Genomic DNA, 22265 nt, shown 5'->3' on the forward strand with positions numbered 1-22265 from the left:
CTCCTAGACGACCGCGAGCGGGTCGACCATCGACCCGGTCGCCCCGGCGATCTTCAGTGGCAGCGCGACGAAGAGGAACTCGTACACCCGGGCCGCGGCGAGCTCCTCCAGGTCGAGGCTCTCCATGATGTAGACACCGTTGTCCACCAGGAGGTGGACGTGCACCGGCTGCGGGTTGGCGGGCGAACCTGGATCCGGCGCGGGCTGGACCTCGAAGGTCTCGGTGTCGCTGCCCGCGGCGATCACCCCGCGCTCGGTGAGCATCCGGGCCACCGAGATGTCCGGGCCCGGCGTGAGGTGCTCGGCCATCCGGGCCCGGTCGGGCCACAGCCCCATGTAGCCGGTGCGGAACAGCACGACGTCCCACTGCCCGATCGTCACCCCCTGCGCCGCGCAGATGTCCTCGACCTCCGCGGCGTCGACGGCCGCGCCCGCGGGCAGGCAGTCCACCCCGCGGTGCGCGGCCAGGTCGAGCAGCACACCGCGGGTGAACATCGCCGGCATGCTCGACGCGTCGCCGACGGTGGGGCCGAAGTCGCCCAGGTGCTCGGCGGCGTTCGCCCCGCCGTACCAGCGATGTTCGTCGCCGATGGTGATGTGCGCCAGCGCGTCGACGTGGGCGCCGGAGTGGACGGTCCCGGAGACGACCTCGGTCATGCAGCCCAGGCCGACCTCGTTGGGGTGCGGCGCCCACAGGTTCTCGCCGGCCTGGTGCAGCCCCTGCGGGGTGCGGTAGCTCAGCACCTGGAACTGCGGGTGGCCCGGGAACAACGGCATCCCGGGGAACCGCGTCGCGGCCAGCGAGAACGACCGGCCCGTGCGGACCAGGCCCGCCGCCCGGGCCCGCACCGCGTCGGGGACGTCGGCGGCGGGCCCGGCGGCAGGCGGGCGGGTGGTGGTCACGGACGGCCCTCCCGCGCGTCCGTGACCATGCCGACGACGCGCTCGGGCGTCATCGGCAGCTCGTCCACCCACACCCCGAGCGGCTTGAGCGCGTCGTCGACCGCACTCGCGATCGCGGTCGGCGCGACGAGCCGCCCGCCCTCACCGGCACCCTTGACGCCGTACTCGGTGAACGGTGACGGCGTCTCCAGGTGCTCGACGACGATCTCGGGCACCTCGTGCATGCTCGGCACCAGGTACTCGCGGAAGGTCGGGGTGTCCAGCGCCCCGTCCTCGCCGTAGCGGTACTCCTCCATCAGCGCCGCGCCGATGCCCTGCACGATCCCGCCGACGATCTGCCCCTCGACGAGCGTCGGGTTCATCACCGTCCCGCAGTCGTTGACCGCGTAGTAGGCGCGCAGCGTCACCACGCCGGTCTCCGGGTCGACCTCCACGATCGGGATGTGGCAGGCGTGGGACACCATCGGGTAGAAGGCGCCCATGTCCTTGCGGTCGGCCGACGGCGGCGTCGAGTAGGGGTGGTCGTAGGTGTGCACCGCGACCAGGCCGCTGGACTCGTCCTCGGGTGTGTCGTGGAAGAACAGGTGCGCGCGCATCCCGATGTCGGCCATCGACATCGACGTGCCCGGCGCACCCTTGGCGCGAAAGGTGCCGTCGACGCACTCGACGTCGGCGGGGTCCATCTCCATCGCGTGTGCGGCGATCCGGATCATCTTGTCCCGGATGGTCCGCGCGGCGCCGCGGGTCGCGCCGGACAGCATGATCGTGAGCCGGCTGCCGCCCGGGCCCGCCGACATCGCCCCGGTCGTCGAGTCGGCGTAGGTGACCGACACGTCGGCGGGGTCGATGCCGAACTCCTCGGCGACGACCTGGCTGACGACGGTCTCCGGGCTGTTGCCCCACAACGGGCAGCCGACCTCGACCCGGACCCCGCCCATGGCGTCGACGTCCATCTTGACGCTCTCGGGCGTGCTCGTCGCGGGCAGCGGCGGGTTGTCGTAGAGGAACCACCACTCCGAGGCGTTGTAGCCGGTGCGCTCCTGGCAGGTCGCGAGCCCGATTCCCAGGTACCGGCCCTCGGCGCGCAGCCGCTCCTGCTCGGCGCGCCAGTCGTCGATCCCGGCGAGCTCGAGCGCCTTGTCGAGCACGGCCGCGTAGTTGCCGGAGTCGTAGACGTTGCCCGGCGGGGTCTTGAACGGGAACTGGTCGGGCCGGATGAAGTTGCGCCGCCGGATCTCGGCACGGTCGATGCCCAGCTGCTCGGCCGCCTTGTCGACGAGCCGCTCCAGCACGAAGTTGCCGGGGTCGGCGCCGGCGCCGCGGAAGAAGCCCTGCTGGACCTTGTTGGTGAGCACGCACGACACGTCGTAGCGCAGGCTGCTGATCCGGTAGGGGCCGGTGGGTTGGGCCATCGCGTTGCCGTGCTGGCCGTGCGCGAACTGGAAGTAGGCGCCGTAGTCGTCGATGATCCGCAGGGTCAGCCCGAGCATCTCGCCGTCCTCGGCCAGGGCCAGCTCGGCGTCGTAGATGCGGTCGCAGCCCACGTTGTCGTTGGCGGCGATGTTGTCGACCCGGTCCTCGAGGTACTGCACGGGCCGGCCGGTGGCCTTCGACAGCGCGCCGGCGATCGCGAGCACCTTGGTGATGAAGTGCTTGCTGCCGAAGCTGCCGCCGACGGCGCACGGGATCATCCGCAGCCGGTTCGTCGACACGCCGAGCATCCCGGCGAACGCCCACGGCAGGAAGTTGTGGAAGTTCGAGTTCGAGTACACGGTCATCGACTTGTCGAACGGGTCCCACGACGCGACCGCGCCCGCGGTCTCCATCGGCTGCGCGCCCATCCGGTGCCAGCGCGCCCGGGTGCGCACGACGGTGTGCGCGCGGGCCAGGTCGCCCTCGACGTCGCCGAAGTCGAGAGTGCGGTGGAACGCGACGTTCGAGTCGAGCGTCTCGTGGATCCGCGTCGCGTCCGGGGCCATCGCGGCCTCGGGATCGACGACGGCCGGCAGCACCTCGTACTCGACGCGGATCGCGGCGCACGCGTCCTCGGCGATGTAGCGGTCGGTCGCGGCGACGATCGCGACCGCCTCGCCGGGGTACCGCACGCGCTCGATCGCGACCGCGGTCTGCGGCACCGGTTCGGCGCAGAACGCGGGCATCGGGTTGACCAGCTCGGCGGCCTGCGCACCGGTCAGCACGGCGGCCACACCCGGGATCGCCTCGGCCGCGCTGGTGTCGATGGAGACGATCCGGGCGTGGGCGTGGGGGCTGCGCAGCACCGCGCCGTGGAGCATGCCGGGCAGCGTGACGTCGCCGACGAACGTGGCGCGCCCGGCCAGCAGCTTCGGGTCCTCCTTGCGCGGGACGCTGCGCCCGACCCAGCGGCGCTCGCCCTCGCGGGGGGAGCCGGTGGTGGCGGTCGTCGGACGGTCCTCGACGGTGCTCATACCTGCGCTCCGTTCCGCTCCGCGGCCAGCGCCCGGCCCGCCGCGCACACCGACTTCACGATGTTCTGGTATCCGGTGCAGCGGCACAGGTTGCCGCCCAACGCCTCCCGCACGTCGTCGGGATCCGGCTCGGTGGTGCGTTCGAGCAGCTCACAGGTGCCCATCAGCATTCCCGGGGTGCAGAAGCCGCACTGCAGGCCGTGGTTCTCGTGGAACGCCCGCTGGATCGGGTGCAGGCTGCCGTCGACGCCGCCGAGCGACTCGACGGTCCGCACGGTGGCGCCGTCGAGCTGCGCGGCGAACACCAGACAGGACCGGGTGGCCGTGCCGTCGACGAGGACGGTGCACGAGCCGCACACACCCTGCTCGCAGCCCAGGTGGGTGCCGGTGAGCCCGAGGTCGCCGCGCAGCAGGTCGGCCAGCAGGGTGCGCGGCTCGACCAGCAGGTCGTGCGACGTGCCGTTGACCGTGAGGCGGACGCGGACCTTCTCGGGCGCCGCGGTCGAGGTCGTCTCAGACATCGGTGGCCTCCCCGGCCGCTCGGTGGATGGCGGTGCGCAGCGCGCGGCCGGTGAGCACGCGCGCGAGGTGGCGGCGGAAGTCCGCCGACCCGTGACAGTCGCCGATCGGCGACAGCCCGTCGGCCGCCCGGGCCGCGGCCTCGGCGACGGCGCCCTCGCCCCCGTCGGAACCGGTCAGGGCGTCCTCGGCCGCGCGGGCGCGCACGGGCCGCTCACCCGCCCCGCACAGCGCGATCCGGGTCCCGGCGACGCTCCCGTCGTCGGCCCGCGTCACGGTGGCGGCGACCCCGCACACCGGCAGGTCACCGTGGCGGCGTGCGACCTCGACGAACGCACTCCCGGTCCGGGCCCCGACCGCCGGCACCTCGACGGCGACGACCATCTCGCCGGGGTCGAGGGACGTGCGGAACGGGCCGGTGAAGAAGTCGTCGGCCTCGATCGTCCGCTCACCGGACCGGCTGCGCGCGACGACGCGGCCGTCGAGGGCGAGCAGCGCCGCCGGCAGCTCGGCCGACGGGTCGGCGAACGCGACGCTGCCGACGACGGTGCCGCGGCTGCGCACCGGCGCGTGCGCCACGTGCGCGCCGGCCTCGGCGAGCAGGGGAGCGTGCGTGGCGACGTCGGCGGAGAGCTCGCTGGTGCGCTGGCGCACCGTCGCGCCCAACCGCAGTGTCGCCGGGCCGGAACCGTTGGTGACGGCGAGTGCGTCGAGTCCGGGTACCCGGTTGATGTCGACGACGACCGAGGGGCTGGCCAGTCGTGCGTTCATCAACCGGACGAGGCTCTGACCGCCGGCGAGCACGCGCGCGTCGGCGCCGTGCTCGGCGAGCTGGTCGAGCGCCTCGTCGAGGTCGCGCGGTGCCAGGTAGGCGAACGCCGCAGGCTTCACTCCACACCTCCTTGTGCGGGGATTGCTGACCGGTGTGTGGCCGGTCAGTCGGGACGGGCTGTGGGACGGTCGGCGCCGCCGGCGGCGAAGGCCAGCGAGCCGAAGTGCTCGATGTGGTGGCGCATCTGCTTGCCCGCGAGGGCGGGATCGCGCTCGCGGAGTGCCTGCAGGATCGGCACGTGCGACTCGACGATCTCGGCGAGCCCCACGCGGGCCCGGTTGTAGGTGACGAGCGCGCGGATCTCGGCGTGCAGCGAGCGCCAGACCTCGAGCAGCAGCGCGTTGTCGGCCGTCTCGAAGATGATCTCGTGGAAGCGGGCGTCGTGGACCAGGACGGCGTGCACGTCGTCGGCGCTGCTCGCGGCGCGCATCGCCTCGATCTCGTCGAGGAGCAGCGCGAGGGTCCCGTCGGTGACGACGGGCGCCGCAGCCCGGCCCGCGACCTCCTCCAGCGCGGCCCGGACCGGGTACATCTCGGCGAGCTCGCGCTCGGAGATCATCCGGACCCGGACGCCCCGGTGCGGGAAGCTCTCGACGAACCGCATGGCCTCCAGGTCGCGCAGGGCCTCGCGGACCGGGGCCTGGCTGACCCCGTACTCCTTCATCACGCGGCTCTCGACGATGCGCTCCCCGGGCGCGAACTCCCCGTCCAGGATGCGGGCGAGCAACCGCTCCCGGAGCTGCTCGCGCAGTACCGCGCGGGGCAGACCCCCGGTACCGTCGGCCACCTCGCCCCCAGACTGTGCGCTCCATCACGGCCGTGCTCGATTATCGATAATCGAGGAAGCTGGTCAAGCCGCCGATCGCCGACCGGAGGCTGCGATCACGCGGACGCGGCGCGACAGCCGGAACCGGTCCGCAGATCGGGAGTCAGCTGCGGCGAGCGGCCGCCGCGATCGCGGGGCACAGGGCGCCGCGTGCCGTCGTCGCGGGAGCGGCGCAGACGTGCGCCGCCGAGACCGCGGTCAGGCCGCGGCGCGCGCCTGCGCCTCGCGGCGGCGCATCCGGGTCCACGCGAGACCGCCGCCGACGCCGGCACCCGCGAGCAGCACGATGATGAGGATCTCGTTGCGCGGCTTGGGCGTCGGCACGGCCGTACCGTCGGGGGAGTCGGCGACCTGCACCGCGTAGCCGCCCGCGGTCGTGTTGATCGCGGGGCCGGCCTGCTGGATGATGCTGGCCACCGCGGCCTCCGCGCCCGACGGCGACGGCGCCGACGCGCCGATGTCGATCAACGCGGTGTTGAGTCCGGTCGCGCTCGCGGTGCCGGGCGCGACGTCGACCTCGATGCGGTCCGGAGTGGTGCCGGCGGCCTGCGCCGCGGCGGTGAGCCACTGGGTCTGGCGCAGCACCACGACGGCGACGCTCGTCGCCCGACCGTTGGTGATGTCCTTCCAGGCGTTCGACTGCTGGTCCGCGGTGAGGCCGGGGGCCGGGACCAGCGCGACGGTGGCCGAGGCGGTGTAGAGCGGCCGCGACGAGCCGAGCAGCACCATCGTCGCGACGGCGGCGACCACGGCCGTGGCCAGCGCGGCGATCGCGACGACGATCCGCGAGCGTCGCGAGAGCGGCACCCGTCCCCACCGACCCGCGGCCTGCTCGGCGGTGGGGGCGCCGGTGGGGGCGCTCATCCGCGCCACCCGGGGCGCGCGCACGGACGCGGCGACGGCGACCACCGGCGGGCGGTCGGGAGCGCGACGGACGTCGGTCGGGGCACCCGTCCGAGGGTAGGCCCCCGGCCGGTCGGGCCCGGCGCCACCCTCGGCGGGGCGGCCTCAGACCGTCCGGGGCGCGGGGCCCTCGGGCGTGCGCGGCGGGTGCGGGCGCCGGTTGAACCGCGCGGGCCGCTTCTCGACGAACGCCGCGACCCCCTCGGCCACGTCCGGCCCGGCCTGCAACCCGACCGCGGCCCAGTAGTTGTTGTTCAGGCTCGACGTCAGGTCCACCGACCACGCCGACCGCAGCGACTGCTTCGTCATCTCCAGCGCCCGCCACGACCACTGCGCGATCCGCGCGGCGAGCGCGACGGACTCGTCGATCAGCGCCGCCGGCTCGACGACGCGGTTGACCAGCCCGATCTCGCGCGCCCGTGCGGCGTCGACGACGTCGCCGGTGAGCGCGAGCTCCGCGGCCAGGCCCGGCCCGACCAGCCGGGGCAGGAACCAGGTGCCGCCGTTTCCCGGCGGCAGCCCCAGCTTGATGTAGGTCTCGCCGAACTTGGCGGCCGTCGACGCGATCCGGATGTCGCAGGCCAGCGCCAGGTCGAACCCGCCCGCGGTCGCCCCGCCGTTGACGGCGGCCACCGTCGGCAACCGGGACGCGACGACGCGCTCGATGACGGGGAAGATCACGCGCGCGTTGTACGGCTCTCCGGTGCGGGGCATCTCCTCCGCGAGATGGCGGTGCATCTCCTTGAGGTCGGCGCCCGCGCAGAACTGGCGACCGGCGCCGGTGAGGACGAGCGCGCGCACGTCGAGGTCGGCCTCGGCCGCGTCGAGCGCGGCGACGAGGTCGCGCGCCAGCTCGGGGACGACCCCGTTGGCGCGGTCGGGACGGTTCAGGGTCAGCAGCACGACGCCGTCGGCGACGATCTCGGTGAACAGGGTCTCGTACTCGGTGCGGCCGGTCATCGCCGCAGCGTAGGTCGGCCGGATCGGGGTCACCGCGACGGTCGGTGCCGGCGCGTACTCCCCGGGGCGTATCCCGGTTGTCGACCGGCGGCGGATTCGCCGACCCGGCCCGGCGGGCGACCATCACCGTCATGAACCCGCCGCCCACCACCGTCACCAGCCCTTCTCCTGGGCGCGGCACGGTTCTCGGGGACCTGCGTCGCATCCCTGCCGAGGCCCGGCCGGTGGAGCGGCTCGCCTACGTCGTCGCGGCGATGCTCGTCGTGGGCGGGCTCGTGCACGTCGCGATCCTGCTGACGACCGGCGGGTCCTGGACGGGCCCGACCTCGCTGCGCAAGGCCGCGACGTTCGGCCTGTCGTTCGGGACGACCCTGGCGACGGTCACCTGGGTGACCTCGCTGCTGCGGGTGCGTGCCCGGACGTCGTGGCTGGCGCTGTTCACCGCGGCGTGCGTCGTCGAGACCATGCTCGTGTCGGTGCAGGCGTGGCGGGGCGTGCCGTCGCACCTGAACTTCGGCACCCCGTTCGACGCCGCCGTTGACGGGCGCGGCACTCGCGGTGCGGGTCGCGGCGGGCGCCGTCGCGCTCACCGGGGTCGTGCGGGGGACCCGGGCCGGCTGACCGCCCACCCCGGCGCATGGCGGGGCGCCCCGGGTGCTTGTACCGTCCGGGGAGCAGGTTCGAGGTGCAGCCAGTCGCCTCCCACCGTCGGCGACGAGGGAGAGCGATGGCCACCGACGAGATCGTCGTTCCCGACCTACCGGTTCCCGGTCCGCCGCCGGACGAACCCCCGCTCGCCGAGGACGCCCCGTACGCGCCGCCCAGCGAGTACGCCCGCCACGCCGAGGCCATGCGCGAGCTCGCCGCGACGCCGCCCTCGGACCCCCGCCGCGACGCCCTGCGCTCCGAGCTGATCCTCGCGTTCCTGCCGATCGTCCGGCACCTCGCGCTGCGGCACTCGGCCGGGTACCCGGGCGGCTACGACGACCTCGTGCAGGTCGGCACCGTCGGGCTGATCAGCGCGATCGACCGCTGGGACCCCGACCGCGCGGGCGCGGACCTGCTCGGCTACCTCGTGCCGTGCGTGCGCGGGGAGATGCTGCGCTACTTCCGCGACCGCACGTGGGCGGTCCGGGTGCCGCGCCGGCTCAAGGACCTCGCCGTCGCCATCAACAAGGCGACCGGCCCGCTGTCCCAGCAGCTCGGCCGCGCGCCGCGGCCCAGTGAGCTCGCCGCACATCTCGGCGTGGACGTCAGCGAGGTCGTCGAGGCGCTCACCGCGAAGGCGGGCCACCACAGCGACCCGCTCGAACCCGTCGACCCGGAGACGGGCGAGTCCTCCCACGAGCGGCTCGGTGAGCTCGACGGCGAGCTCGACCACGTCGAGTACCGGCACGCGCTACGCCCCTTGCTGGAGTCGCTGCCCGAACGTGAGCGCACGATCCTGATGCTGCGCTTCTTCCGGGACATGACCCAGACGCAGATCGCCGAGGAGATCGGCATCTCCCAGATGCACGTCTCCCGGCTGCTCGCCCGCAGCCTCACGACGCTGCGCGCCGGGCTGGCGGCCGAGGGCTGAGCAGCTACCGGCGACTCGCCCCCACCGCCTGCTGCACGACCTCCGTCAGCGCCGGATGGATCCAGTACGGGCGCTCGACGAGCGTGCGGGCGTCGATCCCGAGCGTCATCGCGACGACCAGCGGCTGGATCAGCGTCGCCGCCTGCGGGCCCAGGATGTGCGCGCCGAGCAACCGCCCGGTGCCCGGCTCGGCGAGGACCTTGGCGAAGCCCGTCGTGTCCTCCGACGCCCATCCGTAGGCGACGTCGGAGAACCGGGCCAGGCCCACCGTGAACGGCGTCCCGGCCGCCGCGAGCTCCTGTTCCGTCGCGCCGACGGCCGCGATCTGCGGCCGGGTGAAGACCGCGGAGGGGACGACGTCGTGCTCGGCCCGGATCAGATCGCCGGGGTGCAGCAGGTTGTGTCGAACGACCTGCGCCTCCCGGTTCGCGACGTGCTTGAGCGGCGCCGCCGTGCTGACGTCCCCGAGCGCCCAGACCCCGTCCGCGGTGGTGCGCTGGTACTCGTCGACGACGATCCGGCCGTCGTCGTGGACGTCGATCCCCGCGGCCCCGAGGTCGAGCCGGTCGCCGTTGGGTGTCCGGCCGACGGCGACCAGCAGCATGTCGGCCTCGACCGTCGAGCCGTCGTCCAGCGTGAGCACCAGCTCGCCGGGCGCACCCGACAGCCTCGTGAGCTCATGGCCCAGCCGCAGGTCCCGGTCCTTCGACGCCAGCTCGGTGAACTCCCGCGCGACGAGCACGTCCTGCCCCGAGAGCAGGGTGTCGGCCATGTCGATCATCGTGATCGTGCTGCCCGCGGCCGCCAGGACGTGCGCCAGCTCCGCCGCGATGTAGCCGCCGCCGAGGACGGCGAGGTGGCGCGGCGGCGCGTCGATGTGCATGACCGTGTCCGAGGTCTCGTAGGGGAGTCCGGAGTCGGCGACGGGCGGCGGGACCACCGGCCGCGATCCCGCCGCGACCACGATCCGGTCGGCGTGCACGGCGGTGCCGCCGACGTCGAGCGTCCGCGGGCCGGTGAACCGCGCGTGCCCGTCGTACACCGTGATCCACGGCGTGTCCTCGCGGCCGGCGCGCCCGTCGCGGGCGATGGGGTCGAGCCGGCCGAAGACGCGGTCGTGCAGCTCGCGCCAGCGCACCCCGCGCAGCTGCGCCTCGACGTCGAGCCGCCGGGCGTCGCGGACGTCGTCGGCGAGGTCGGCCGCGCGGACCAGCATCTTGCTCGGGATGCAGCCGACGTTGAGGCACGTGCCGCCGAACCGGCGCTCCTCGACGATCGCGACGTCGAGGTCGGAGAACGCCTCGTCGACCACCGCGTTGCCCGACCCGGCGCCGATGACGAGGAGGTCGTGATGCCGCATCCCTCGGAGGCTATGGCCGCTCGCGCGGGCCCACCACCGGAAGGCGATCGCGCGTAGTGTGCTCGGCACCGTCGACGAGGCCCTCGACAAGGCGGTGCCCGCCCGTGGACATCCGGTCGTTGCGCTACGCCGTCACGCTCGCCGAGGAGCTGCACTTCGGCCGGGCCGCGGCACGGCACTACATCGCCGCGCAGGCGTTCGGCCGCCGCATCCAGCAGCTGGAACGCGAGCTGGGCACGCGGCTGTTCGCGCGGACCAGCCGGCGGGTGGCCCTGACGCCCGCGGGGGAGCGCTTCGTCGTCAGGGCACGGGCGGCGCTCGCGCAGGTCGACGACCTGGCCACTGTCGCCGACCGCCCGCCGGCCGACCCGCAGGTGCTCCGTGTCGGCGTGCTCGGGTTCGGGTTGGCCGACAGGTGGCCGGGGGTGCGCGCGCTGCTCGCGCAGTGGCATCCCGCGCTGCGCCTCGACCACGTCGAGACCGACTGGGACGGCCAGTACGACCTGGTCCGCTCCGGGGCCGTCGACGTCGCGGTCGTGCACGACATCGGGCCCGTCGACGGGCTGCGCCTCGATCGGGTGCTCGACACCGGGCGCTGGGCCGTCGTCCCGGCCGGGTCGCCGCTGGCCGGGGCCGCTCGACTCACCGAGGCCGACGTCGGTGACGCCCAGTGGGTCCGGCTCGTGGGCCGCCACCCCGGTCTCGCCGACTGGGCCGGTCCGGCCGGGTCCTCGGGATCGACGTCGACGGTCGTGCGCTCGCCCGCGGCGGTCCCGGCCGCCGTCGCGACGTCGGGGCAGCTGGGTGTGCACGGCGAGCCCGCGCGCCGGTTCTTCCCGCACCCGGGCGTGCGCTACGTCCCGCTCGCCGGGCCGGCCGCGCTGGTGTCGGTCGCGAGCCGGGAGGGCGACGAGCGGCCCGCGGTGCGGGCGTTCCGCGAGGCGGCGCGGGCCGTCGTCGTCGCCACCGAGTCGATCATCGGCGCGGGAGCCGTGCCGCGGGATCGCAACCGAAACGGCGAATGATCCGCGACGACGACCGCGCGAGTCTCGGGGGGACCCGTTCCCGCACCGCCGCGGAGGCCCCCGTGACCAGGCAGCTCAGTGACGTCGTCGGCCATCTCCTCCCGACGACCCAGGTCGGCTCCTACCCCCGTCCGCACTGGAACCACTTCGACCTCGGCGGCGAGGACATCCGCGTCGCCCTGCGCCGCGCGGACTTCGCCGAGGCCTTCGCCGACGGCGTGCGCGCCATGATCGGCGACCAGGTCGACGCCGGCATCGACCTGCCCACCGACGGCCACCTCTGGTACGACCGCCACGACGGCGTGATCTCGTCGTTCCTGCTCTACCCGGCCGAACACCTCGACGGCATCGCCGTGGTCCCCGAGACCAGCACCGTCATGACGGGCTTCGGCGACCAGACCGTCGCGGCGTTCGGCAACACGTGGAACGAGGTCGTCGTCACCGGCGAGATCGGCCGCGGCACGATGCACCTCGCGCAGCTGTGGCGCGCCGCCCGCGCGGTCAGCCCGCGGACGGTCAAGTTCTGCTCGGGGATGGGCCCGGCAAACCTCGGCGGCTGGCTCACCGACCACATCTGCCACCTCGGCAGCGGTGTCCCGGTCGGGGTCACCCCGTACGGCGGGTTCCACGAGATGGTCGCGCGCGACCTGCAGGTCGACGCCGTGGAGTACGCGTTCGCCGAGACCGGCTTCCCCGAGGACGACTTCGCGCTGTGGTCAAAGTACCCGAGCGAGAAGGGCCTGGGGATCGGGGTCATCGACATCAAGAAGCTCGTCGTCGAGTCGCCGGAGCAGATCGTCGCGGGCGTCCGCAGGGCGCTGGCCCACGTCCCGCCCGAGCGCATCCACCTCACGACCGACTGCGGCCAGTTCGCCCTGCCCCGCCAGATCGCCCGCGGCAAGCTGGCGGCCATGGCCGAGGCGGCACGTATCCTGCGCGCGGAGATCGGGGAGGGCTAGTGCGCAGGTTCGTCGACATCTCGGTGGCGTTGACGGCGGGGATCCGGTCGGACCCGCCGGGCCACGAGCCGCAGATCGAGTACCTCGACCACGAGGCGACGGCCCCGGACGTCCTGTCGTTCTTCCCGGGGGCGACCCGCGCGGATCTCCCCGACGGCGAGGGCTGGGCCATCGAGCGTGTGCGGCTCACGACGCACAACGGCACGCACCTCGACGCGCCGTACCACTACGCGTCCACGATGGACGGCGGCGCCCGCGCCATCACCATCGACGAGGTGCCGCTGGAGTGGTGCCTGCAGCCCGGCGTGAAGCTCGACTTCCGGCACCTGCCCGACGGCCACGTCGTCACCGCCGCCGAGGTCGAGGCCGAGCTCGATCGCATCGGGCACACGCTCTCGCCGCTGGAGATCGTCGTCGTCAACACGGCGGCGGGGGCCCGCTACGGCGAGGACGACTACGTGTCGACGGGCTGTGGCATGGGCCGCGAGGCGACGTTGTACCTGCTCGAACGCGGCGTCCGGCTCACCGGGACCGACGCGTGGAGCTGGGACGCGCCGTTCGTGCACACCGCGCGGCGCTACGCGGCCGAGGGCGACCCCTCGATCATCTGGGAGGGCCACCGGGTGGGCCGCGACATCGGCTACTGCCACATCGAGAAGCTCCACAACCTCGAGTCGCTGCCCGCGACGGGCTTTCAGATCTCGTGCTTCCCGGTCAAGATCCACGCCGCGTCGGCGGGGTGGACCCGGGCGGTCGCGATCTTCGACGAGCCCGACGCCTGACACGCCCGTCGCGTCGGGCGGATCCGCCGACCCCCTCCCGGGAGGGTTCGGTGCGCCGGACCCGCAGCCGGCGCCGCGAGCCCGCGTTCCACCAGGCCGAACGCTCGCCTTCCCGGGCGTTCCGTCCGGATGCGACGGTCGCTGCCATGGACGAACGGTTCGGGCACGTGATCGACGGTGAGGAGCGCGCGTCGCTCGACGGCGCGGAGTTCGACTCCGTCGATCCCTACACGCAGTCGCCCTGGGCGAGGGTCGCCCTGGGCGGCGCCCCGGAGGCCGACCTGGCCGTCACGGCGGCCCGGCGCGCGTTCGACGAGGGGCCCTGGCCGCGGATGGGGTTCGCCGAGCGCGGCGCACTGCTGCACCGGCTGGCCGACCTCGTCGAGGCGAACGCCGCCGAGCTGGCCATGGCCGACACCCGTGACATGGGCAAGCCCGTCTCCGACGCGTTGGGCAAGGACGTCCCGCGCACCGCCCAGAACCTGCGGTTCTTCGCCGACCACGCCCGGCTGTCGGCGTCGGAGGCCTACCCGACCGACACCGGCCACCACGCCTACGCCCGCTACGAGCCCGCCGGCGTCGTCGCCGCGATCGCGCCGTGGAACTTCCCGCTGATGCTGGAGAGCTGGAAGATCGCACCGGCCCTGGCCTGGGGGAACACCGTCGTGCTCAAGCCGGCGGAGGACTCGCCGGCGTCGGCGACGATCCTGGCCCGGCTCGCGGTCGAGGCCGGACTGCCGCCCGGCGTGCTCAACGTCCTGCACGGCTACGGTCCGGACTCCGCGGGGGCGGCGCTGACCGCGGACCCGCGGGTGGACCGGATCACCTTCACCGGTGAGTCGTCGACCGGACGTGTCATCACCGCCGCCGCCGCCCGCAACCTGACCCCGGTCAGCCTGGAGCTGGGCGGCAAGGGCGCGAACCTCGTGTTCGCCGACGCCGACCTGACCACGGCCGTCGACTGGTCGATCAGGGCGATCTTCACCAACGCCGGCCAGGTCTGCCTCGCCGGCTCCCGGCTCTACGTGCAACGCCCGATCCTCGACGAGTTCCTCGCCCGGTTCGTCGCCGCGGCCGATGCGCTGGTCGTCGGCGACCCGAAGGACGCCGGCACCCAGATCGGCCCGCTGTCGTCGCAGACCCACCACGCCAAGGTCACGAGCTACCTCGAGGACCCGAGCGGCAAGGTGCTCACGGGCGGTCCCGGCGACGGCTGGTTCGTGCGGCCGACGGTCGTCGTCGACGCGGCGCCCGACTCGCCCATCCAGTGCGAGGAGATCTTCGGGCCGGTGGTCACCGTGACCCCGTTCGACACCGAGGACGAGGCCGTCGCCGCCGCGAACGGCAGCCGCTACGGGCTCAACGCGATGGTCTTCACCGAGAACCTCTCGCGCGCCCACCGGGTCTCGGCGCGGCTGCGGGCGGGCACGGTGTGGACGAACTGCTTCTTCGTCCGTGACCTGCGGGCGCCCTTCGGCGGCGTCGGCGACTCCGGGTGGGGACGCGAGGGCGGGACCTTCAGCCGCGAGTTCTTCACCGAGCCCAAGGCCGTCGTGATGGCGATCGACGGCGGCTGACGTGCCGATCTTCGAGGTCCACGTGCTGGCCGACCGGCACCCGCCGCAGCGTCTCGCGGAACTGCTGGGCGAGCTGACGCGCCGGTACGCCGAGGTCCTCGACTCGCCGCCCGCGCGGGTCCGCGGCTGGGTGACCGAGCACCCGCCCGGGCAGTGGATCACCGGCGGCGAGATCGGCGTGGAGGCACCGTACGTGACGGCCCTCGTGCTGGAGGGGCGGCCGGTCGAGCAGCGGCACCGGCTGCTCGCCGCCCTGACCGACGCCGTCGTCACCGTGCTGGGGAGCCCGCGCGAGCTGGTCCGCGCGCGGATCGTCGAGGTGCCGCCCGACGACTGGGGCATCGCCGGTGTCCCGGCCGCGGCGGCCCGTGCCGAGGAGATCGCCGCCAGGGCCGCGCGGCGACCCTGATCCGGTGCGTGCGGCGCCCGATCCGTCGCCGCACGCACCGGATCGGTCAGAAGAGTCCGCGGCGGGCGCCGGCGTCGAGGGCCAGGGTGGCGCCGTGCAGGGCGTCGGCCTGCGGGGCGAGCAGCGTCGTCACCGTCCAGGCCACCTCCTCGGGCGTGACGAGCCGGCCCAGCGGCGACTCGGCCGCCCGCTCGGCGAGCACCTCCTCGACCGCGACCCCGCGCCGCCGCGCGGCCGCCGCGGCCAGCCCGCGCATCCGCGGGGTGTCGACCGGACCCGGCGCGACGAGGTGCGCGGTCACCCCGCGCGGCCCGTAGGCGACGGCGAGCTGGCGTACCAGGTTGGCCAGCGCGGCGTTGGTGACGCCCGCGGCGCAGGCGTCGGGGGAGGGCTCGCTGCCGTAGTGCCCGCCGAGCGCGACGATCCGCGACCCGCCGACCAGATGCGTATCCACCGCCCTGACCAGCCGCAACAGCCCCCCGACCTTGAGGGCGACGGTCGCGCCCAGCGCGTCGGGGTCGATGGCGTCCAGCGGCCCGGTGGGTGGCAGCCCGACCGCCTGCACGACCATCCGGACCGGCCCGCCCGCGGCCGCGACCGCGGCGCTCACCGCGTCCGCCCCGGCGGCGGTCCCGACGTCCGCGGCGCACCCGGTGGTCGAGGGACCCGACGGCGGCGCCGTCCGCGCGACCGCGACGACGTGCAGCCCGGCGGCGCGCAGGGCGTCGGCGATCGCGCCGCCCAGGGCCCCGGACGCCCCGGCGACGACGGCGACCTCCGCGGTCATCGGGCGGGTACCAGACCGAGGCAGGAGCGCGCCCGGGCGAACGCGGCGTCGGGGTCGCGCAGGTCGAGCTGGACCGTCCGCAGCCCCGCGCGCCGGGCGCCCTCGATGTTGGCGGGCATGTCGTCGACGAAGACGATCTCGCCCGCCGGGACCCCCAGCGCGTCGACCGCGGCGGCGTAGCTGCGCGGGTCGGGCTTGAGCACCCCGCTCCACGAGCCGTCGATCAGCACGTCGACGTCGTCGAGGAACGCCAGGCCCGCCCGCAGCGGGCCGTCGCCGTGGAAGGCGGCCAGGTCGTTGGTCAGCACGCCCAGTGGCAGCCCGGCGGCGCGGACGTCGGCCACGAGCGCGGCAGCGGCGGGCCGGACGACGTCGACACCCGGCCGCTCGAACAGCTCGGCCATGAACTCCGACACCGGCCAGCCCGCGCGGCCCAGGGCCCGGCCGACCTCCGCGGCACGCAACGCCCAGTACTCGCGCTCGCTGAGCTCGCCGCGCAGCATGCGGTCCCAGTCCGGATCGGGCTCGGGTCCCAGCGGTCCGCGCCGGGCGGCGACGGCGCGGACGGCGGGCTCGCGCCTGCCGAGCAGTTCCAGCATCTCCGATCCGGAGCGGATCACCACGCCGCCGACGTCGAGCAGCAGCGCCGTCATCGGCCGGGCGTCCCGTCTGGCATCCGCTGACCTTACGAACGGGCCCGTCCGCGCCGGAAGCGGCGCGTTCCGCGGCGCGAAACGGCAGCTCGGCGCGACGGTGCCGGGGCCGGACGTTCGGCAGGGGAGAACGGCCGGGTTGCCGCCCCGATGTGTGCACTGTCACGGTCCGACCCATCGTCCCGATCAGAGGAGATCCGATGGCGAACGTCGTCCCCCTGGGCGAGTACACCGGTGACTGGTACCCCGGGTACAAGCCGGAGCACTTCGACTTCCCGTACGTGGTGGACGCGCCGTCGCCGTTCAAGCCGGGCGACGAGGACGCGTTCTGGTTCCTGGACTTCCACTGGTCGCGCGGGCTGACCCCGCTCGCGGCCACGCTGTGGAGTGCGGACGGGTACTGCGCCGGCACCCAGGGCGCGTCGGAGAGCCTGCCGCTGCCGCCCGGTCGCGGGGTCACGTGCCGCTTCGCGGGCACCCACCTCTACGGCTCGCCGATTCCCGAGACCGACCCCCGGGAGATCGCGGCGCGCGCCAACCGGCTGGGCACCAACCTGCCGCACTTCCTGCAGAACTACCGCTCGATCTGGGAGGCCGGGCGCGACGAGCTCGAGGCCACGTGGGACTACTTCCGCGGCATCGACCTCGCGACGGTCCCGACCGCCGAGCTGGGCACCCTGATCCGGCAGGCTCGTCGCTACCACAAGCGAGCCATGGAGATCCACTTCAACGTCATGTACCCGATGCTGGTCAACTTCCTCGGGTTCTACGGCTCGTGCGCCGAGATGGGCATCGACACCGGCCTCGTCGGCAAGTTCCTGCAGGGCGAGGACACCAAGATCATGGAGCTCGACCGCGAGCTCTACGCGCTGGCGGTCAAGGCGCGGCAGGCAGGCCTCTCGCAGGTCTTCGCCGACAACGAGCCGGGCCGGATGCGCGAGGCGCTGTCGGCACACGGCGGGTCGGCGTCGCAGTGGCTCACCGACTTCGACGACTGGCTGCAGGTCTGGGGCCACCGCACCGACGCCACCTGCGACGTGGGCGTCCCCAGCTGGATCGAGGACAACACCAACGCCTTCGGCAACATCAAGACGTTCCTGATGAAGGAGACCGACCACGACTTCGAGGCCGCCGCCCGCAACGCCCTCGATGAGCGCGACGCCGCCATCGACGCGGCCCGGTCCGGGCTGACCCGCGAGGAGCAGGCGGTGTTCGACGGCGGGCTCGCCGCAAACCAGGCCGCGAACTTCCCGTGGTGGCAGGACGACCACAACTACTACATCGACCTGAAGGTCATGCTGCCGCTGCGGCAGGCCTGCCAGGAGCTGGCGGACCGCGTCGGCGCCGACCGCCGCGACGACATGCTCTACCTGTTCTGGCCCGAGCTGCTCGACGTCGCCGCCGGCAAGCCCTACGGCGGCGAGCTGCGCAGTCTCGTCACCGACCGCCGCCAGTACTTCGACCACTGGCACACCCGGCGCTCGGAGATGCCCAAGGTGCTGGGCACCGTCCCGGACTCGGTCGAGGACCCCGTGCTCATCGAGATCTTCGGCATCAACCCGGGGTCGCTGCGCGCCGTGCAGAACCCGGACGCCGCCAACGAGACGACGCTGACCGGCGTCGCGGCGGCCCGCGGGATCGCGACCGGCGTCGCGCGGGTCCTGCAGAGCTCCGACGAGCTGCACCGCGTCGCGCCTGGTGAGATCCTGGTGTGCGAGTCGACGTCGCCCAACTGGACGCCCGCGTTCGGCAAGATCGCGGCGGCGGTGTGCGACGGCGGTGGCATGCTCAGCCACGCGGCGATCGTCGGCCGTGAGTACGGGGTGCCGACCGTCACCGCGGTCGGGATCGCCACCGTCGCGATCGGCGACGGCGACAAGATCGAGGTCGACGGCACGAACGGCAGGGTGACCATCCTGAAGCGGGCCGCCGAGCTGGCCGGGGCGGGCCAGGACACAACCGGACAGCCGTGACGGGGGTCGTCGTGGACAGCGGTTCCGTGGTGTGGGTCGACGCGGCCGAGCCGGGCGAGGCGGTCGCCGCCGCCGGATCCAAGATCGGCAGGCTCGCCGACCTGCACCGGGCCGGGGTCGAGGTGCCGCAGGGTTTCGCGGTCACCGTCGACGCCTACCGCCGGCACTGTGCCGACGCCGGCCTGGACCCGCGGATCGACGCGATCCTCGCGCCGCTGGTCGCCGACCCGGCGGGGCCCTCGGAGGCCGAGGTCGGGACGGCCTCGGCGGCGATCCGGGAGCTGTTCGTCACCACCCCGATGTCCGACGCCCTCGTCGCGGAGATCACCGAGGCCTACGAGGAGCTGTGCGTGCGGTGCGTCGACGTCAACGTGCCGACGGCGGTGCGTTCCTCGGCGACCGGTGAGGACGCGGCCGACGCCTCCTTCGCGGGCATCTTCGACACCTACCTCGGCGTGTCGGGCGCGCCGCGGGTGCTCGACGCCGTCCGCGCCTGCTGGGGGTCGCTGTTCACCGCCCGCGCGCTGGCCTACCGGCTGCGCAAGGGCATCAGCCACCACGACATGCCCATCGCCGTCGGCGTCATCGAGCTGATCCACGCCCGCGCGTCCGGGGTGGCCTTCTCGGTGCACCCGGTGACGGGCAAGCCCGACCGCGTCGTCATCGAGACGTCGTGGGGGTGGGGCGAGGCGATCGTGCAGGGCGTCGTCGACCCCGACCACATCGAGGTCGGCAAGACCGACGGCCGCGTCCTGCGCTACGACGTCGCGCACAAGGCGATCGTCTCGGCGTTCGACTTCGCCGACGGGCGCGTCACCGAGGTCGAGATGCCCGCGCGGCTGGCCGACCGAAGGGTGCTCGACGACGAGCAGATCGGCGCGGTCGTCGAGGCCGTGTCGGCGATCGAGCGGCACTACGGCTACCCGGTCGACGTCGAGTGGGTCATCTCCCGGCACCGGCGGGCGGGCGACGGCATCTGCATCGTGCAGTCGCGCCCGGTCACCGTGACCGCGCAGGAGCAGGCGCCCGTCGCCTACGACCCGGTCGCCCTGGCACAGAAGTACGTCTTCAGCGGCAAGCCGGTCCCCGGTCGCTGACGGCCCGGGGTGGGCGGCCGCCCGCCGCCCACCCCGAGGTCGCGTGCCGGTCAGCCCGTGGTCAGGGTCGTCGCGACCGGCGTCGTGTTGCGGAACAGGTCGAGCACCGGGCAGTGCGCGTCGACGGTCTCCTGCAGCCGTGCGTAGTCCTCGGCCGGCGCCGGGCCCCGCAGCTCGACCGCGAGCCGGACCTCCCCGAAACCGGGGCGCACGGCCTCGTCGAGCCCGAAGAAGCCGCGCACGTCGAGGTCGCCCTCGGTACGGACGCGCACGTCGTCGAGCGGGATGCCGAGCTTCGCGGCCCAGAACCGGTACGTGACGACCTGGCACGACAGCAGCGCGGCGAGCGCCGACTCGACCGGGTTGATGGCCGCGTCGTCGCCGCCGAGCGCGGGCGGCTCGTCGATCGTGACCGCGTGCCGGCCGATCCGGATCTCGGTGCGGACGCCCTCGGCGCCCTCGCCGGTGGCGCGGAAGAGCGCGGCGGCCTTGCCGGGGTCGTCGGCGACGGCCGAGGCGGTCGCGTCGACGATGGCGCGCAGGCCGTCCTCGCGGGTGGTGGCGGTGGTCATGGGGTCTCCCGGGGAGTGTCGGTCCCCGCGCGGCTCCCGCGCGGGCGGGGCGGCACGCCGCAGGTCAGCTCCCGCAGGGCAGGAGCTTCAGCTCCCGCAGGCCGGGAGCTCGCGACGTGCCGGCGGACACTGGGCGGTCCCGGTGCGGCAGAGGTCGACGTGGCGGCGCTCGGTCAGGCGCGCACCCGTCGGCCACGTGAACACGCCTGCGAGCACACCGGTACGCCGCGCCGGAGTCAACGCCGGTCCCGCATGCCCGGTCCGGACGCACAATGTCCGCTCAACCGCCGGGACCGGCCGGCCGTCCCGCCGCGCGGGGCCGCGGGGTCAGGCGCGCAGCAGGGCGCGGGTGCGCGCGCGGACCTCGGGATCGGGGGCGAAGGGCAGGGCGACGAACTCGTCGACGCCGACGTCGCGCAGCTGCGCGAGCCGTGCGGAGACGTCCTGCTCGTCGCCGATGACCGCGGCGTCCTCCGGGCCGGCGTGGCCCTCGCGGTCGAGCATCGCCCGGTAGGACGGGAGCCGCCCGTACACGGCGAACTGCCGGGCGGCCTCCGCGCGGGCGGCGGCGACGTCGTCGGTGACCGCGATCGGCAGCGACGCGACGACCCGCGCCGACCGGCCGGCCTCCCGTGCGGCCTCGCGGATCGTCGGGACGACGTGGTCGGCCAGCGTGCGGGGCCCCGTCATCCAGGTGACGGTGCCGGCGGTCCGCCTGCCGGCCAGCCGCAGCATCTGCGGGCCGAGCGCGGCGAGGTACACGGGCGGGGCGGGTGCGTCCGGGTAGCGCAGCGACCCGCGGGCGGTGACGGTCTCGCCCTCGGCCGTGACCCTGCGGTCGGCCAGCAACGGCAGCAGCGCGTCGAGGTACTCCGACATCCGTCGCACCGGCCGGTCGAACGGCAGTCCCCAGGCACCCTCGACGACGGGCTTGTGGCTCAGCCCGAGGCCCAGCGTGAGCCTGCCCTGCCCGATCTCGTTGACGGTCAGCGCCCGCTGCGCCAGCGACATCGGGTGCTGCGGCTGGATCGGGACGACGCCGGTGCCGACCTCGATGTCGGGCACCTCGCGCAGCCCGACGGCCAGCACCGTGAGCAGGTCGGGGTCGGTCGGCAGCTGAGCGGTCCAGTAGCGGGCGAACCCCTCCTCGCGCGCCTGCGCGAGCTCGGCGACGTACGCGTCGATGACGGTGGGGCCCGCGCCGGTGCCGAGGTAGCCGAAGAGACTGATCTGCATCCGGCGAGCCTATGTCACGGGGCCGGGCCGGAGCCGTGTCCGAGCCGGCGCGACAGCACGCCGGCCGCGTCGACGACCGCCTCCCGCACCCGGCGCTGGGCCGACGGGGTCGCGCGCGTCGTCGGTGCGGCCACCGACAGCGCGGCGATGACGCCGCCGTCGGCCCCCCGGACCGGCGCGGCCACCGACACCACCCCCACCCGGCTCTCCTCGCGGTTCTCCGCCCAGCCGCGGTCGGCGATCTCGCGCAGCCGCGCCCGCAGCGTGTCGACGTCGACGATCGAGTACGGCGTCGCCCGTTCCGGTCGCCACTCGCGTAGCCGGTCGTCGAGGTCCCGCGGGGCGAGGGCGGCCAGCAGCGTCTTGCCCGTCGCGGTCGTCGGCGCCGGAAGCCGGGTGCCGACGCGCGAGAAGATGCGCACGGTGTGCGGGCTCTCCAGCCGGTCGACGTACACCGACTCCAGCCCGTCGAGGACCGCCAGCTGCACCGTCTCGCCGGTGGTCTGGCGCAGCACCGCCATCACCGGCAGTGCGGCCTCCTGCAGGTCCGGCGTCGGGGCCACCGCGGCGCCCAGGTCGAACATGGCCAGCCCGAGCCGGTAGGAGCCCGGCGTCGCACCGCGGTCGAGCAGCCGTTCGGCGGCCAGCGTCGCGAGCAGCCGGTGCACGGTGCTCGTCGCCAGGCCCAGCCGGCGCGCGAGCTCGGAGACGCCGAGCTCGCGGTCGGTGCGGGAGAACTCCTTGAGCAGCCGCGCCGCGTTGCGCACCGACGTCAGCTCCCACGACGGCCTCTCCTGCCGGTTTCCCTCCATGCGGGAAGGATTCCTTGTCGGTGCCCACCCCGCCACCTACCGTTCCGCCACCAC

The 22265-nt window shown here is 74.2% G+C and carries 22 protein-coding genes; 8 read left to right on the forward strand and 14 right to left on the reverse strand.

Going from position 1 to position 22265, the window contains the following annotated elements:
• Positions 1-3 precede the first annotated feature (3 nt).
• From PSED_RS12605 to PSED_RS12640, 8 genes are all read right to left on the reverse strand, one after another.
• Positions 4-903, reverse strand: a complete 900-nt coding sequence (locus PSED_RS12605) for a cyclase family protein (RefSeq protein ID WP_013674625.1) — start codon at positions 901-903, stop codon at positions 4-6.
• On the reverse strand, positions 900-3350 hold the full coding sequence (locus PSED_RS12610; RefSeq protein ID WP_013674626.1) for a xanthine dehydrogenase family protein molybdopterin-binding subunit: 2451 nt from the start codon (positions 3348-3350) through the stop codon (positions 900-902). The genes PSED_RS12605 and PSED_RS12610 overlap by 4 nt, the downstream gene beginning before the upstream one ends.
• Positions 3347-3871, reverse strand: a complete 525-nt coding sequence (locus tag PSED_RS12615) for a (2Fe-2S)-binding protein (protein WP_013674627.1) — start codon at positions 3869-3871, stop codon at positions 3347-3349. The genes PSED_RS12610 and PSED_RS12615 overlap by 4 nt, the downstream gene beginning before the upstream one ends.
• Complete coding sequence (locus PSED_RS12620) at positions 3864-4760, reverse strand: FAD binding domain-containing protein (RefSeq protein ID WP_013674628.1); 897 nt, start codon at positions 4758-4760, stop codon at positions 3864-3866. The genes PSED_RS12615 and PSED_RS12620 overlap by 8 nt, the downstream gene beginning before the upstream one ends.
• 44 nt (positions 4761-4804) lie before the next feature.
• The gene (locus PSED_RS12625) at positions 4805-5488 is read right to left on the reverse strand and encodes a GntR family transcriptional regulator (RefSeq protein ID WP_013674629.1); all 684 of its coding nucleotides are present in this window, start codon (positions 5486-5488) and stop codon (positions 4805-4807) included.
• A gap of 237 nt (positions 5489-5725) precedes the next feature.
• Positions 5726-6391 (reverse strand): hypothetical protein, encoded by a 666-nt coding sequence (locus tag PSED_RS12630; protein WP_143770466.1) that lies wholly within the window; start codon positions 6389-6391, stop codon positions 5726-5728.
• Between the two features lie 144 nt (positions 6392-6535).
• Complete coding sequence (locus PSED_RS12635) at positions 6536-7390, reverse strand: enoyl-CoA hydratase/isomerase family protein (RefSeq protein WP_041761100.1); 855 nt, start codon at positions 7388-7390, stop codon at positions 6536-6538.
• 238 nt (positions 7391-7628) lie between these two features.
• Positions 7629-7910 (reverse strand): hypothetical protein, encoded by a 282-nt coding sequence (locus tag PSED_RS12640; protein WP_041759594.1) that lies wholly within the window; start codon positions 7908-7910, stop codon positions 7629-7631.
• Between the two features lie 207 nt (positions 7911-8117).
• Here PSED_RS12640 and PSED_RS12645 point away from each other — a divergent pair, with 207 nt between their 5' ends.
• Complete coding sequence (locus tag PSED_RS12645; protein WP_013674632.1) at positions 8118-8969, forward strand: sigma-70 family RNA polymerase sigma factor; 852 nt, start codon at positions 8118-8120, stop codon at positions 8967-8969.
• 4 nt (positions 8970-8973) lie between these two features.
• Here the strand turns inward: PSED_RS12645 and PSED_RS12650 are convergent, their stop codons facing one another.
• On the reverse strand, positions 8974-10329 hold the full coding sequence (locus tag PSED_RS12650; RefSeq protein WP_013674633.1) for a mycothione reductase: 1356 nt from the start codon (positions 10327-10329) through the stop codon (positions 8974-8976).
• Positions 10330-10433: 104 nt separating this feature from the next.
• Here PSED_RS12650 and PSED_RS12655 point away from each other — a divergent pair, with 104 nt between their 5' ends.
• The 5 genes from PSED_RS12655 to PSED_RS12675 all read left to right on the forward strand — a co-directional run bounded on the left by PSED_RS12655 (position 10434) and on the right by PSED_RS12675 (position 15081).
• Positions 10434-11354 (forward strand): LysR family transcriptional regulator, encoded by a 921-nt coding sequence (locus PSED_RS12655; RefSeq protein WP_013674634.1) that lies wholly within the window; start codon positions 10434-10436, stop codon positions 11352-11354.
• A gap of 62 nt (positions 11355-11416) precedes the next feature.
• Positions 11417-12313 carry a uroporphyrinogen decarboxylase/cobalamine-independent methonine synthase family protein gene (locus PSED_RS12660; RefSeq protein ID WP_143770468.1) on the forward strand — a complete coding sequence of 299 codons (897 nt, stop codon included), beginning with the start codon at positions 11417-11419 and terminating at the stop codon, positions 12311-12313.
• The gene (locus tag PSED_RS12665; RefSeq protein WP_013674636.1) at positions 12313-13095 is read left to right on the forward strand and encodes a cyclase family protein; all 783 of its coding nucleotides are present in this window, start codon (positions 12313-12315) and stop codon (positions 13093-13095) included. Before PSED_RS12660 ends, PSED_RS12665 begins: the two co-directional genes overlap by 1 nt.
• 146 nt (positions 13096-13241) lie before the next feature.
• Positions 13242-14672: an aldehyde dehydrogenase gene (locus PSED_RS12670; RefSeq protein WP_041759596.1), complete on the forward strand. Its 1431-nt coding sequence runs from the start codon at positions 13242-13244 to the stop codon at positions 14670-14672.
• A 1-nt stretch (position 14673) separates the two neighbouring features.
• On the forward strand, positions 14674-15081 hold the full coding sequence (locus PSED_RS12675) for a tautomerase family protein (protein ID WP_013674638.1): 408 nt from the start codon (positions 14674-14676) through the stop codon (positions 15079-15081).
• A gap of 46 nt (positions 15082-15127) precedes the next feature.
• Here the strand turns inward: PSED_RS12675 and PSED_RS12680 are convergent, their stop codons facing one another.
• Complete coding sequence (locus tag PSED_RS12680; protein WP_013674639.1) at positions 15128-15868, reverse strand: SDR family NAD(P)-dependent oxidoreductase; 741 nt, start codon at positions 15866-15868, stop codon at positions 15128-15130.
• Positions 15865-16521 carry an HAD-IA family hydrolase gene (locus PSED_RS12685; protein WP_013674640.1) on the reverse strand — a complete coding sequence of 219 codons (657 nt, stop codon included), beginning with the start codon at positions 16519-16521 and terminating at the stop codon, positions 15865-15867. Before PSED_RS12685 ends, PSED_RS12680 begins: the two co-directional genes overlap by 4 nt.
• A gap of 200 nt (positions 16522-16721) precedes the next feature.
• Between PSED_RS12685 and PSED_RS12690 the strand changes: the two genes are divergently transcribed.
• Entirely contained in the window at positions 16722-18494 is a 1773-nt protein-coding gene (locus PSED_RS12690; RefSeq protein ID WP_013674641.1) for a PEP-utilizing enzyme, read from the forward strand.
• Between the two features lie 11 nt (positions 18495-18505).
• Positions 18506-19591, forward strand: coding sequence for a PEP/pyruvate-binding domain-containing protein (locus PSED_RS12695; protein ID WP_233899397.1), 1086 nt, complete (start codon positions 18506-18508; stop codon positions 19589-19591).
• Positions 19592-19641: 50 nt separating this feature from the next.
• Here the strand turns inward: PSED_RS12695 and PSED_RS12700 are convergent, their stop codons facing one another.
• From PSED_RS12700 to PSED_RS12710, 3 genes are all read right to left on the reverse strand, one after another.
• Positions 19642-20163: an OsmC family protein gene (locus PSED_RS12700; protein WP_013674643.1), complete on the reverse strand. Its 522-nt coding sequence runs from the start codon at positions 20161-20163 to the stop codon at positions 19642-19644.
• A 327-nt stretch (positions 20164-20490) separates the two neighbouring features.
• Complete coding sequence (locus PSED_RS12705) at positions 20491-21399, reverse strand: TIGR03564 family F420-dependent LLM class oxidoreductase (protein WP_013674644.1); 909 nt, start codon at positions 21397-21399, stop codon at positions 20491-20493.
• Positions 21400-21413: 14 nt separating this feature from the next.
• Positions 21414-22211 (reverse strand): IclR family transcriptional regulator, encoded by a 798-nt coding sequence (locus tag PSED_RS12710; protein ID WP_013674645.1) that lies wholly within the window; start codon positions 22209-22211, stop codon positions 21414-21416.
• Between the last annotated feature and the right edge of the window lie 54 nt (positions 22212-22265).

The sequence above is a fragment of the Pseudonocardia benzenivorans CB1190 genome (assembly GCF_000196675.2).
Lineage (GTDB): Bacteria > Actinomycetota > Actinomycetes > Mycobacteriales > Pseudonocardiaceae > Pseudonocardia > Pseudonocardia benzenivorans.

Bases quoted from the DNA above. Each gene is read 5' to 3' on its own strand.
- PSED_RS12685 (WP_013674640.1), bottom strand. From the start codon at position 16,521: ATGACGGCGCTGCTGCTCGACGTCGGCGGCGTGGTGATCCGCTCCGGA.
- PSED_RS12705 (WP_013674644.1), bottom strand. From the start codon at position 21,399: ATGCAGATCAGTCTCTTCGGCTACCTCGGCACCGGCGCGGGCCCCACC.
- PSED_RS12645 (WP_013674632.1), top strand. From the start codon at position 8,118: ATGGCCACCGACGAGATCGTCGTTCCCGACCTACCGGTTCCCGGTCCG.
- PSED_RS12630 (WP_143770466.1), bottom strand. From the start codon at position 6,391: ATGAGCGCCCCCACCGGCGCCCCCACCGCCGAGCAGGCCGCGGGTCGG.
- PSED_RS12690 (WP_013674641.1), top strand. From the start codon at position 16,722: ATGGCGAACGTCGTCCCCCTGGGCGAGTACACCGGTGACTGGTACCCC.
- PSED_RS12670 (WP_041759596.1), top strand. From the start codon at position 13,242: ATGGACGAACGGTTCGGGCACGTGATCGACGGTGAGGAGCGCGCGTCG.
- PSED_RS12650 (WP_013674633.1), bottom strand. From the start codon at position 10,329: ATGCGGCATCACGACCTCCTCGTCATCGGCGCCGGGTCGGGCAACGCG.
- PSED_RS12610 (WP_013674626.1), bottom strand. From the start codon at position 3,350: ATGAGCACCGTCGAGGACCGTCCGACGACCGCCACCACCGGCTCCCCC.
- PSED_RS12635 (WP_041761100.1), bottom strand. From the start codon at position 7,390: ATGACCGGCCGCACCGAGTACGAGACCCTGTTCACCGAGATCGTCGCC.
- PSED_RS12615 (WP_013674627.1), bottom strand. From the start codon at position 3,871: ATGTCTGAGACGACCTCGACCGCGGCGCCCGAGAAGGTCCGCGTCCGC.
- PSED_RS12700 (WP_013674643.1), bottom strand. From the start codon at position 20,163: ATGACCACCGCCACCACCCGCGAGGACGGCCTGCGCGCCATCGTCGAC.
- PSED_RS12680 (WP_013674639.1), bottom strand. From the start codon at position 15,868: ATGACCGCGGAGGTCGCCGTCGTCGCCGGGGCGTCCGGGGCCCTGGGC.
- PSED_RS12710 (WP_013674645.1), bottom strand. From the start codon at position 22,211: ATGGAGGGAAACCGGCAGGAGAGGCCGTCGTGGGAGCTGACGTCGGTG.